The following is a 13,490-nucleotide window of genomic DNA, read 5'->3' on the forward strand; positions in this document are numbered from 1 at the left end:
CAAGCAAACAATACTATTGTTAGTGTTATTATCAGGAACAATGCTATACAGTCGTAAAGAAATGGTTCCGAATACACATATTTTATACCAGGTAGATTTTGAAGAGAGTAATCCCTTTCCATCATTTTTAAGCACACAAACAGCAACTCCCTATGGCTTGCAAATAGTAGAGAAACCGGTTTATGAGGGAAAGAAGGCCGCGCGTTTTGAGTTAAGAGACAGTGATCCTGAAATTAACAACGGAACAAGAGCCGAAATATCATTTCCCGATCTGAATAATACAACCAACCCCGAACGATGGTATGCATTTGCCATATTTTTCCCCAACGAAGATTATGATATCGATAGCAGCGATGAGGTGATCACCCAATGGCACCAGGGAGGGAAGGCTACGCCTTCATTATGTATCAGAACAAAGGCTAATCGCATTAGTCTGCGTATAAAACCCGACATCGACAAAAAGGAAAAGATAGATCTGGGACCAATTGAAAGAAATGTATGGCACTATTATGTGATTCATATAAAACATGCTTCCACAGCCGATGGCCTGATTGAGCTATGGCGCGATGGTGTGCAATTGGTTAATCATTCAGGCGCCAATATGTATGATATCAGTTCCGGTGTTTTCCATACACCAAACTGGAAACTGGGTATTTATAAATCGGTATGGAACGGTTCATCAGTTACGAATACCCAAAAAAGAGTTTTATATTTTGATGACGTGAAAATGGGTGATGAGCATGCTGCCTATGCCGACATGAAATAAGTCAGTAAAGTCAAACTTTCTGACTTCCAAACTTTTCTATGGCCTTACAAATTACAGGGTCATCTGCCTGAAAATAAATACTTCTTCTTTCTTTATTAACTGCAGCTTCTATTATACTATTTAAAAAAGAAGGTAACCGGTTCTTTGCTTTAGCATTACAATAGAAACTTTGCAATACAATCGTATTATCGGTTACCGGCGTGTTATTCACTTCTGATGCAAAAGTATCCGGAATGCTGAGCCAGGCACAGCACAACAACCGGCCGGCTTCGCTCCATGTAAAACAATGTTGTTTATTATCAAAACGGCGCATGGCATCAGCCAGGAACTGCCATCTTGTTAAGCCGGTTTCTTTGCCGGGTTTATATTGCAGTAAATCATTAAGATTGTTCTGGTGAAGTGCTGTTTTTTCACCTAATTGTATAGTGCATGTTTGAATTAAATAAAGTTGTTGCTTTCTTTTTTTCTGCAGGTGTTTTGCCAGTTGTTTTAGTACCCGCTTTATATTCAGGTGCCGTGCCTGATAGAGGTACTTTTTAAGTGTAAGCTCTGCCGACATAGGTCTGATACCTGCAGCAATGAGGCGGCCATGTATCCATTTTTTTATTTGCCTTTTTATACGGAACGGCACTTTGTTGCTGATCACCAGCTCATTTACTTCATCGTGCCCGTTGGCCAGTTCTTCTTTGTAAGAATCGTACCCCGGCGTGAGATCGAAATATTGAACGCCTTCTTCGGCCAGCTGTTTAAATAATAATATAAAGTGCATAAAACCCGGTGAATAGTATCTTGAGTTAAACGGCGCATGGCAGTTGATTCCTGCCAGATATACCCAACCATTTTTTCCTGTTACCGCAATTACTGCTGCCATTATTTTTTCATCAACTTTCAACACGGTTGTATGGAGCACATTCAGGCGAAATAATTCAAGCAGAAAGGCTTTTTTTGCCGGATCATCCCTGAAGTGGCTTTTGTTAAACAGGGCGCCTTGCCTGAAATCAAACATAACGGCCATTTCATTCAAACTGCTTTCAAAAGTTTCCCGATCGCTGATACTTTCAAAACGAATCTGCCCTAATCTTTTCAAGCGGTTCAGCTTGTATTTGAAATGTTTTCTCTGAAATAATTTTTCATGTTCAGGATCGCTGAAATTTATAAATGGCCTGGTATAAGATTGCATTATACAGCATCTGCGCCACTTTGTATCAGTCTTTATCCAATTCAAAGGAGTTCCGGGCGGAAGAAACCGGAACGATATGGGATGCCCCGGAAATTGTTTCATAAGTTCGCCCAATGCGTTCTTAATGAAAATATCCCCATATGAAGGCGCCGCCAGCCATGTTTGGTATTGTGCATCATAATGTCCTGCTCCTGTAATTTTGCCACCTTTACTGCCATTTAATAAAACCATCGGCAGCATTCCTTTAAGCTGTCCTTTTTCAACAGCCCTGATAATTATGGGAAGATGTTGGTCGCGGTGAACCTGATACCAGGCAGCAATAAATTGCCGGCTTTGAAAGATGGTAGCCCATGGGCAGGATTCAAAAAGTGTATCCCAGCTTTTCTGAAATGCAGAATCGTTGAAAAGAAGTTCAATTACCTGTTCACCGGCTATCAACTCAATTAAGTAGTCATTGGGCCTGGTTTCGAAATCGGGTGTTGTTTTATTTTTTAATTCCGAAACGGGGTCAGCATATAAATTGTTTTCCGGGTTAACTGCGATATTCATAAAGTATTTTTAAATTATTTTTCTTTAAGATTTCTCTCTTTTTGGTCCTGCAAAGCGGGACCTCTTTTTAGCTAAGAGTGTATAGGAGTAAAAAGAGAAAAAAAAGAGAACCTTGTTTTTTAAATCAAATGTTAATACAGGCAGTCGACAATTTAAAATAATATGAACCCTCTTTTTTCTCTTTTGCTCTTTTAGCTCTTAGTGCAACTGCAGCCGGGCGCTTGCGCCCTTTAAGGAGTCGCCGATTCAATCAGGGTGAAACCTGCTTTTTCAAAGGCGCTGTAATCATCAAAGTCGGTAACTATATATAATCTGCTATGGTTGATGGCAAGGGCCATTGCTACCGCTACTGATTGTAAAAAAACGGAGAATTGTTTCCTCACTTTTGGATGACAGTAAAGCCCCGACATCGAAATAATCCACCCTTCTGTTTTAAGGTTTGTTACCCATGCACAGCCCAATAACAAATCATCTTCGGCCCAGCTATAACAATGCGCGCCTTCTTCGAACCGTTGCATGGCATCTGCCAGAAATTCCTGTTGACTATACCTGATATCCCGCCGGTCAAAATCAAGCAGGTTGTTTAAATTATCTTTTTGAATATTTAATAAACCGGAAGCTGAACCTGTAAAAGCTTTATGAACGACCCAGCATTTCGTTGGTTTTTTTCGCCATTTTAATTTGTCAATAAAAAAGGCAAACAATGAGTTGAATCCCTGCCCGGTAACACGCACTAATTTTTCCCTGCGCAGTGTGAAATTCCGTTTGAGTTTTTTTAGGTGATCAGGTTTTATACCTGCAATGGTTGCTGCTTTTTTGAAATAATCGTTACACCCGGTTTTTAAATGGTTGGAAAGGCTGTGAAAATTATTGCCAATACTGAGTGTATAGGCTACCGCGTGATCAGTTGCAAGCGTTTCTTTATAGGCATCAGCTCCGGGGGTAAGATCAAAAACATCCACCCCTTCTTCTGCCATCAATTTTCCAAGCATTAAAAAATGAATAATGCCGGGCGAATACCTGGCGTATGCCGCAGCAAAGGAGTTGATGCCCTGCAGGTGAAGCTGGTTGTTTCCCTGGATACTAACGTTGCAGGCAATTATGTCGTTGTTGAGTTTTAAAACAGTTGCATGTATTTTGTTTTGCTCAAACAAAGCCAGTAAAAATTTTTTTCGTAAGGGATCGGTTTTAAAAACTACTTTATTATACATGGCTCCTTTTCTGAAATCGCTCTGAGCCGCCAGCTCATCAAATACCGAAGCGAATTGTTTGTAGTCGATGATGCGATCAAATTTCAATGTGCCCAATCTTTTGAGCCGGTTGATTTTTTCTTTCCTGTTTTTCTTTTTGAGTTCGCTCGTGAGATGCGAATCGTCAACGATCATTACCGGTTGCGGATGTGTTTTTATAAAGCAGCGGTTATGCCATACCGGATCTTTTTTTGCGAAGTTTAATGGAGTGCCGGTGGGTATATATTTGAGCAGGATCTTATTTCGCGGGAAAAACCGGTGAATTATGGCCAATGCACGCCTGATAAATGACTCATCATTTTCATTTGCCGTAAGCCATACCTGGTATTCGGCCTGGTTTGCTCCGGCCCCGGTGATCAGGCCATTTTTGTCTTTTGTAAGTGTAAGCAGTGCTGTAAGTTTACCTGCATTTTCGGTTTTGATCAAAACCGGAAGAAACGTAGCTCCGTAAATACGGTACCATGTAGCTACAAAAGAAGGACTCTGAAAAACAGTAGCCCGGGAGCAGTTTTTGTACAGATGATTCCACCCGTTCATAAATTGGGTATTTTCAAGCAGGTTTAATACTGCTTCACCTGTGAGCAGTTCTGTTGAACCGTGACCCGGTGAAAAAAACGGTGCGACTGTTTTTGTTTTTTCGGCTGAAGCTATCATTAACTTATGTAATTGTTTGTTTTCAGTTCGGTGTATTAGTTTCTCGCAAAGGCGCTAAGTCGCAAATATGATCGCTTATCAGGCTTAAATCGTCACAAAACAGGACATTAAAATATCTTAATCAGAACAAGAACGCAAAGAGTCGCTTCGCGCCTTAGCGCCTTTGCGCGACAAATTCCTGTGCTTCGATTAACTCAGATGTATAGGTAGCTTTAATCAACGCATTGGCAATTTGCTGCAGATCAGAATGAGTCAGTTCCTGGTGAACCGGTATGCCAATGACCCGCTCCCGTAATGCCATACTCAGGGGAAAGTCCTGAACAGGTAAAGAGGGGTGAGGGTTACGCCAGAAAAGTAGTCCTTCAACACCATAGCGACGCAATTTTGTAAGCACTTCCTGTGCATTGTTTACTTCTATAGGAAAACAAAAAGGGCAGGCCCCTTCGGGCAGCGATAAAAAAGGACGGGGTACCAGGTCCCGGAAATGGCTCAATAGAAATTTGTAATTTTCTCTTCGCCGTTCAGCAGTTGTTTTATCTGCTATTCTCGAAAGCAGGCGCATCGTCATAGCCGATGGGGGAGAAGATGGGTCGCCCATTTCAAACTCTTTATACGGGTCATGATTTTTTTTCTTCTTCTTCAACAACTTCATCAGGGGTTTTATAAAAAGATGAATTGAACCTATAGCAGCCCAACGTTGGGCTAACCAGTTAACATGACGCTTAAAAACACGCCATCTGCCCGATTGAATCACAGATGCCGGAGGTTCGACAGGCGCTATCGAAATCAAAGCGCCGCCGTCGGGAATGCCGTAAGTTTTATACAAACAAAAAACGCCTGCATGGCCAAATGATCCAACAGGCCTGTTATTAATTTCAGCAGGAAATGCCTGGGCGGCATCTTCAAAAAGCAACAGACCCCGTTCGTCGCACCATTGCCGCCAGCGTAATGCATCCTGGGGAAATCCGAGATAATGAATAAGGTACAGTACGCGTACGTTCGGCGTGAGCAGCGATTGCAAACTTGCAGCATCAGGTTCAAGCATTTCGGTAAGTTCATAATAACTGATTTGAACACCTGCCTGAAGTATTGCTTCTATCTCGCTGCCGTGATGAAAAGCCGGTACCAGCATTACATCATTATTTCCCAGCCCCAGTTTACGACAGGCATTATAAATTGCATGTCGTGCTTTGGAAAATACACGACACCCGGCTTCACTCAGCGGATAAGGAAGCTGTGGTGATTTACTTCGGAAATAAACGTTGAGCGGTAATGTTGGCCAGATAGCAAAACGACGTGCCCACATAAATGATAAATGAAAAATGAAGAATGAGAAATGAAGAATGAAAAATGAAAAAGTCAGGGATTTCGACTTTCTTATTTTTCATTTTTAATTTATAATTTCTAATTTTCGATGTTGTTTTTCTTTTGCCTCTTCATCAAATTGCGGCAGGTACGCCCAATACCAGCCTGCTGATTTTATCAGGCCATTCCGCAATGAATAACGTGGCTCATAGCCCAGTAGCTCCTTTGCTTTTTCGGCAAATGCAACTGAAGGCGGCATGTGTACAGCATGATCCTCCGGGGAAATTTCTATGCCTGCAATGCGTTCGTCAAATACAGTAAGAAATTCTTTCAGGTACTCTGCTAACTGATGTAAAGAAGTTGTTTCATCAACAGCTATATTATATACCTGGTTTATTGCCTCGTGGTTTGTTGTAAGAACAGCTAAAATATTTGCCTGTACTACATTTTCAACATAATTGAAATCGTAGAAATATTCGCCCTCTCCGTTAATCACCGGCGATTCGTGCCTGACCATCTGCATCACAAATTGTGGAATAACCGCTGCAAATTCGCTTTGCGGGTCCTGCCGCTGACCAAACACATTGAAGCACCGCAGGCCGATGGTTTCCATACCATAGAGCTTTGTAAACACATCGGCATACAGCTCATCAATATATTTGGTAACAGTATAAGGCGATACATTTTTTTCTGCTTTAGGCAGCTGGTTGTTTTCTGTGTAAATGGGGGCGCCCGAAGCATAAACAAAGCGCTTTACGTTGGCTTCATGGGCAACTACCAGCATGTTTAAAAAGCCGGTTGCATTAACGCTGTTGGTGATCAGGGGATCTTTTATTGATGCAGGAACTGATCCTAAAGCGGCCTGGTGAAACACATAATCCATTCCCTGGCAGGCTGCTTTACAAACGTCTACATCGCGTATGTCGCCATTTATAAATTCAAACCTGGGATGATTGGCAAATGGTGCTACATTGCGAAAATGGCCTGTTGACAGGTTGTCCAATACGCGCACTTTGCGGGCGCCGGCATTCAATAAAAATTCAGCTATATGCGATCCTATAAAACCGGCCCCTCCTGTGATCAGAAATGTGGCGTTGGAAATAATTTCAATTTGCGGGGTTGTTAATTGCATAAAAAACATATTTATAAGTTTCGTGCAAAGGCAAAGCAGTTTATAGTTTGTAGTTTGTGGTTCGTTCGGTAAATCCTGCCGTGCAATTTTGATCCTCTTAAACAGTTAATGTGTTTGATTTTAATAATGAAACTCCAAAGCGCGGCAGCAACCACAAACTTCAAACCTCAAACCCCGTCCGACCGGGTCATCCGGGCGGGCACAAACAAACATATTACCCTTTACATCTTTAATATTTTCAGTATTTGTGTTTGTCCGCCCGCCTGAATATTTACGTGGTAGAGCCCTTTGGGCAGATGGGAGCCGTCGATACTAACAGCATTGTGTATCCCGGCTTCGGCCCATCCCTGTTTGAGTACTTTGAGCTTTCTTCCCAAATTATCATATAGTGTAACACTATACCGGCCAGGGTGGGAAAGGCTAAAATCTACCGTAGTGTTGGTCGTAAACGGATTTGGGCGAACAAGCCATTTGCCTTTGTCGCTGTTCTCTATAATCGGATGTTGCAACGGATCGCCCAGCAAAGTGGTGGATGTTGAGGCCCTTGCAAGCAATGGATTCGACGCCGCATCAGTGGCCAATATACCCAATGCTTTCAGGGGGCTAACGCTTTCATTCGTTGCCAAAATCACGATGGCCGGACTGTATGGTTGATGTGTGCTGACGGTGTATTCAATGCTATAGTTTCCGTTTCCGCTGAATAACGTTACCGGAGGACCGAACGAAATGGCAGCCGTGGAAGATTCCCTGTATAGTATATCTCCGCTGCGGGTGCCATTGAAATTGTCGACGTGAGTTGAATACATCACCTTTATTTTACCTGCTGTTTCATTCAGTACAACAATCGGCCTGTTTCCTTCCTTTGATGATGTAACAGGGTAAAGATCATCCCAGGTATTATTCGGGCGGCGTACCAATAAAGCGAGGGTAGGCAGGCCTGATTTATCATAACCTGTTTTTACCGCACAGTACAGGGTTCCATCGCTGGCTGCCAGCACATTCAGGTAATTATCAGCCATTCCGTGACCTGCATTCAGGGCCGATTGTGACGCAGGCACCTCGTCGGCCGTCCATACTGTGGGATTGGCGCCATCATTATGCGTTTTAAAGCCATACCGCTGAGCGTTCTGATTTCCCCAAAATACCCCAATCTTTCCGGGTAAAGCAGTGATCGCACAGATGTCTTCGGCTATAGCCCCTGATGCAAGAGTTATTGGTGAACTCCAGGTTGAGTAAGGAGGATCACTCCAGCGCACCAGCATATTGCCGGAACTGTTGGATGCTATCCAGATCCTTCCTGTACCATCATTAGCCAGCGTAGCAGTAACGGTTCCCGCTTCAAAAACGATGTTTACATTCGATGTTCTTTGAGTCCAGCGTTTATAGGTATTTAATGCAGGGTCATATTCCAGGGAAGCGAAATAGGAAGTACTCGAAGCTCCCCTGAACAGCAGTATATGCACCAGGTTACCCACCACTCTGCAATCGGCCCTCGAATTGGTAGCAGTGGCGATGGTCAATACATCCGTCCATGTGGTATTATCCAAACGTAAAATTTTTGTGCCTGCCGAAGTAGGTAGTACCGCCCACCATTTGCCGGCATAGTTCCATACTTTAGCCTGTGGTATTTCCCTGGTTTGACTTGATATTGATATCGGGTCAAGATCCAGAAAAGAATTAAAGCCCTGTGATAGGTTAGCATTAATGGTATAGGTTTGGCCATTGGTAAATCCTCCGCTAAGTGCATGTCCGCCTGCGTCGGTAATGCCTGTATTGTTGTCTTTAACGTCTAACCGAAGCACACCGCTTCCGGCTATAGCCCTGACCGTAACATCATAGGTGGAGCTGTCGGTACCATTAACTTTTACTGCATCAGTAAGCGACGCAGATGCCGCCGCCTGCGCTATTTTAGTCAGCGTGCCCCTGACATTGCCACCCGAGGTGGTGATGATGAAATCTGCTGCATCTACTCCTCTCACTTTTTTTGAAAAAGTAACCCGGAAAGTTACCGCAGTGGTATCTGTGTTTTGGGTGGCCGGCAATTGCCGGTTAATGCTCTCTACTACCGGTGCCGCCTGCTGCTGTTGAATAATATAGGTGTCGCCATTGGTAAAGCCGGTGTTGATAGCATTGCCGGGGGTATCTGTGATGCCGGTTCCGCTACCGTTCAGGTCTAATCGCAATGTTCCGTTGCCCTCTACAGCGCTTACCGTTACATCATAAGTAGTACCATTAGTGCCAACCGGAACAACAGCCCCGGTTGCCAGTACGCCATCGACGTTTCCGGAAACAGTGGTCACAGTAAAATCAGCACTATCAACCCCTGTTACATTCTCTGAAAAAGTAGTTCTGAATGTCAGGGATGAAGCGTTGGTTTGCTGGGACGCCGGGGATTGCCGCAGAATGCTTACTGCAAACGGCAACGTGTAATCGGTAATATAGGTATCGCCATTGGTAAAGCCGCCGCTGATGGCATTGCCGGCGGTATCTGTGATGCCGGTTCCGCTACTGTTCAGGTCCAGGCGCAATGTTCCGTCGCCCTGTACAGCGCTTACCGTTACATCATACATACTGCTATCGGTGTCAACAGGAGCTACAGCTCCATTTGCCAGTACGCCGCTTGCCGTTCCGGAAACCGTTGTTACCGTAAAATCAGTATTATCCACACCAGTTACTTTCTTCGAAAAAGTGGTTCTGAATATTAAGTTTGATGCATTGGTTAACTGGGTTGCAGGGAGCTGCCGTTGGATAGCCGTCGCTACCGGCGGTGACACCTGCTGAATAATATAGGTATCGCCATTGGTAAAACCGCCGCTGATGGCATTGCCGGCGGTATCTGTGATGCCGGTTCCGCTACTGTTCAGGTCTAATCGCAACGTACCGTCACCCTGTACAGTGCTTACCGTTACATCGTAAGTAGTGCCATTTGCGTCAACCGGAACAACAGCCCCGGTGGCCAGCACGCCATTGGCTGTTCCGGAAACCGTTGTCACCGTGAAATCAGCATTATCAACCCCTGTTACTTTCTCAGAAAACGTAGTTCTGAACGTTAAGGTTGAAGCGTTGGTTTGCTGTGAAGCCGGGGATTGCCGCAGAATGCTTACTGCAAACGGTGGCGTGTGATCGATAATATAGGTATCGCCATTGGTAAAACCGCCGCTGATGGCATTGCCGGCGGTATCTGTGATGCCGGTTCCGCCGGCGTTCAGGTCCAGGCGCAATGTTCCGTCGCCCTGTACAGTACTTACCGTTACATCATAAGTAGTGCCATTAGCGCCAACCGGAACAACTGCCCCCGTTGCCAGTACGCCGCTTGCCGTTCCGGAAACCGTTGTTACTGTAAAATCAGCATTGTCAACTCCCGTTACTTTCTCCGAAAAAGTAATTCTGAATGTTACGGACGAAGCGTTGGTCAGCTGGGTAGCGGGCGATTGCCGGTTGATGCTTACAACAAATGGTGGCGCCTGATCGATAATATAGGTTGCACCATTGGTAAAACCAGTGCTGATGGCATTGCCGGCAGTATCTGTGATGCCGGTTCCGCTACCGTTCAGGTCTAATCGCAACGTGCCGTTACTCTGTACATTAGTGACTGTTACATCATAAGTAACGCTATCGGTACCAACCGCAGCTACAGCCCCGGTCGCCAGCATGCCGCTTGCCGTTCCTGAAACCGTGGTGAGGGTGAAATCGGCTTTATCTACTCCTCTTACTTTTTCCGAAAAGGTGGTTCTGAATATTACGGTTGAAGCATTGGTCAATTGTGTAGCGGGCGATTGCCGCAGGATGCTTACTGCAAATGGCGGGGTTTGATCTGTTGGGACTAAAGTCCCTGCCAGTTGCATATCAAAAGCCATATCTGCATTGGTGGCAGATTTCTGATGAATTTCTACGGCGATTACATTATTGCCGGTCACAAAAGCTGATTTATTAATAGTAAAAGCCTGGGTAACCGTACCATCATCATCGGCGTTGGAGGCCAGGGTCTGATAGTTTATGGTGCCGGATTTCATTTTGTTACGGTAAACTTCCACTCCATTGACGTACACCACCACACCATCATCTCTTAATACTCCGGCTGAAAAAGAGGAGAAGTCAGAGAGGTTTGACAGAAAGATAGATTTTCTGAAGTAAGAGGTAATGTATCTTTGATTGGTACCGGGATAGGGACCATAGCTGATCAGGGTTGTGATGCCGCTGACCCCATAACCGAATTTACCATTCCCGGTTTTCCAGGAATTATCATTGAAAGATGGCGATCGCCAGGCTGTACCCTGATCAGAACCGTTATCGAGATAGGTCCAGCCTGAACCATAGGCAAATAGTGAGGTTTGTGCACTTAATTCATTTCCGGCCAGCAATAAGCATAACCAGAACCAGAATAGGGCCGTTTTTTTCATGGCAAATAGTATTAATGAAGATCAAAAAGCTGTTTTATGAACTTTTGAACTGAATATGGTAAGGTGAATGATTTTAATGTCGAGCCAGAATGACCAGTTTTCTATGTACCAGAGGTCGTGCATGGTGCGCTGTCTTTTTTGCTCTTCTGTATCAGTGGGGCCTCGCCAGCCATTCACCTGCGCCCATCCGGTGATGCCGGGTTTTACATATTGCCTGAGCATGTAATGGTAAACATTCTCCTGTAACTGACGATTCAGGTATCGCCTGTGAGGCCGTGGCCCCACAACGCTCATATTACCCAACAATACATTTATAAACTGGGGCAATTCATCGAGACTGTATTTTCTCAAAATTTTTCCGATGGGGGTGATCCTGGGATCATTGAATTGTGTAGACCGAATACCATCTGCAGAATTATCGTTTTCCTTCATGCTTCTGAACTTAAACAATCTGAAAGGCTTTCCTCCTTTTCCGATCCTGATCGCATTATAAAAAACAGGGCCGGGTGATTCTAATTTAATTAAAGCGGCAATAACCAGGAATACCGGCAATAAGAACACCAATGCTGCCACTGCAAATATTTTATCAAAGCAATTTTTAAAAAAGCCCGCATATCTATCGTCAATGGGCAATTGCCGGATGTTTACAGCATCAACCTGCCCGAACCGGGTGATTTTATAATGATTGCCAAACAGCTCATGGTAGTCCAATACATATTTCACCCGAATGCCATGGTAATCGGCAACAGTTAAAATTTTTTGTATATTCTTTATTTGATTATCAGGTAAAGCGATAACAATTTCATCAATGGGATTGGTTTGCAGGTATTGATTAATGTTATCAAGATCAGTCAGCACTTTTTGATTTTCAATCATGCAGTCTTCCTGATTGTCACAGCTGATAAAACCTTTAAGCTGGTAACCGTGCTGGTGGCTTGTTAAAACCTGGTCTTCAATTTTTTTGGCTTTATTTCCCGTACCTGCGACAATAATATATTTCGGGTTCGCAGTGTCTCTGCTAATTATATCACTGACCACGAAATTGATTACAAAATCCAGTGCGAAAATCCCGGATGTAAAGGTGATCACCTGATGCCAGAAAATTACCGGAACGGGTATAAATACAAGAACAACGAACTCGAGTATAATAAGGCTAACATACGTAGTTATATGATTTGAAATCCGTTTCTGAAATTTTTGGGAAAAATCGTAATAACGGTGTTTTCGAAGGTATTCCACCAGGCACCACAGGATAATCAAAACGGATAGTGTAATCCAATCTTTTTTTGAAAAACTGAAATCCCTGAAAAAATAAAGTGCAGTGAGAAAGATTAAAATGAGGGGAACCAAATCTACCGCCAGGGAAGGGATCCCTCGTTTCTGTTTTTGACCAGACATATGCCCTCTTGTTTTAGAAGTTAAGAAATTCAATCTACGGCCGGTTTTATTTCTGCATCGTTACTTTAAAAAAGCTTTTCGTGAGATAAGAAGCGAAGTAATTACCCATTACCAACCTGCCGGGCCTTCCCAGCTGGTTAGGTGAAAGCCATTTCACTATTGGATTTCTAAAACCGGCTTGCTTAAGTAATGATATCCAGGTGCCGGGTTTCTGATGTTTATGCCATTCAATAGTTGGGACTAATATGTTTTTTACGCCCACATCGTTAAAAAAATTACTGCAGGAAGCGTCGATCGCAATTAAAACACCGCCTTTTTTCATTATCCGGTACACATTTTTAAAAATGGTTAAATATTCTCTGTAACTGGCCTCGTTTTTCAGCAAATGGATGCATGCTTCTTCATTGAGATGGTTTATTGAATTATGCATGATAACCACATCGTATGTTCCGGAATTTGCCTGTTGCATGTATTCCTGTAGTGTAAGAGGAAACAATTCAACGGGCAGCGTTTCAGGAAATTCCTTCCGCAAATCATGAAAACCTTTTGTCATACCATTTCTGGAACCATCTTTTTCCGGTTCAAGACATACTGCTTTTCGGGCGCCATTAACTGCTGCAAAAAACGACAGGAGACCTTTGCCTCCTCCGACGTCGAGAACATCTTTTTGCCCCAGTTCAATATCTTCAAACAGCATGTTGAGGTAAAATTTAAGATTTGCTTTACCGGAATACATTTTACGCCTGACCATGAGGTCGAAAAAATCGCTTGCGTTTTCTTGTGTCATTGTAATAGATTTACTGCTTAACGCCACATCATGCCTTCACCAATGCTAAACGCTGAACGCTGAACGCTT

8 protein-coding genes are annotated in these 13,490 nt (G+C 43.7%); 1 reads left to right on the forward strand and 7 read right to left on the reverse strand.

All coding sequences use genetic code 11. The annotated features are described in order from the left end of the window. Window positions 1–40 precede the first annotated feature (40 nt). A complete protein-coding gene (locus AC59IL_RS37290) occupies window positions 41–766 on the forward strand; it encodes a polysaccharide lyase family 20 protein (RefSeq protein ID WP_496557347.1) in 726 nt (241 codons plus the stop codon). A gap of 10 nt (window positions 767–776) precedes the next feature. Here AC59IL_RS37290 and AC59IL_RS37295 read toward each other — a convergent pair whose 3' ends face one another. The 7 genes from AC59IL_RS37295 to AC59IL_RS37325 all read right to left on the reverse strand — a co-directional run bounded on the left by AC59IL_RS37295 (window position 777) and on the right by AC59IL_RS37325 (window position 13,421). Beyond that, window positions 777–2,495, reverse strand: a complete 1,719-nt coding sequence (locus AC59IL_RS37295; RefSeq protein ID WP_496557348.1) for a GNAT family N-acetyltransferase — start codon at window positions 2,493–2,495, stop codon at window positions 777–779. 230 nt (window positions 2,496–2,725) lie between these two features. Further along, window positions 2,726–4,399, reverse strand: a complete 1,674-nt coding sequence (locus tag AC59IL_RS37300) for a GNAT family N-acetyltransferase (RefSeq protein ID WP_496557349.1) — start codon at window positions 4,397–4,399, stop codon at window positions 2,726–2,728. Between the two features lie 154 nt (window positions 4,400–4,553). Continuing rightward, window positions 4,554–5,705, reverse strand: coding sequence for a DegT/DnrJ/EryC1/StrS family aminotransferase (locus AC59IL_RS37305; RefSeq protein WP_496557350.1), 1,152 nt, complete (start codon window positions 5,703–5,705; stop codon window positions 4,554–4,556). An 84-nt stretch (window positions 5,706–5,789) separates the two neighbouring features. Then, window positions 5,790–6,836, reverse strand: coding sequence for an NAD-dependent epimerase/dehydratase family protein (locus AC59IL_RS37310; protein ID WP_496557351.1), 1,047 nt, complete (start codon window positions 6,834–6,836; stop codon window positions 5,790–5,792). Between the two features lie 221 nt (window positions 6,837–7,057). Then, window positions 7,058–11,236 carry a T9SS type A sorting domain-containing protein gene (locus AC59IL_RS37315; protein WP_496557352.1) on the reverse strand — a complete coding sequence of 1,393 codons (4,179 nt, stop codon included), beginning with the start codon at window positions 11,234–11,236 and terminating at the stop codon, window positions 7,058–7,060. Between the two features lie 21 nt (window positions 11,237–11,257). Beyond that, window positions 11,258–12,634 (reverse strand): undecaprenyl-phosphate glucose phosphotransferase, encoded by a 1,377-nt coding sequence (locus tag AC59IL_RS37320; protein ID WP_496557353.1) that lies wholly within the window; start codon window positions 12,632–12,634, stop codon window positions 11,258–11,260. Window positions 12,635–12,680: 46 nt separating this feature from the next. Then, window positions 12,681–13,421, reverse strand: a complete 741-nt coding sequence (locus AC59IL_RS37325; RefSeq protein ID WP_496557354.1) for a class I SAM-dependent methyltransferase — start codon at window positions 13,419–13,421, stop codon at window positions 12,681–12,683. Between the last annotated feature and the right edge of the window lie 69 nt (window positions 13,422–13,490).

It is taken from the genome of Niastella sp. sgz303648 (assembly GCF_059587045.1).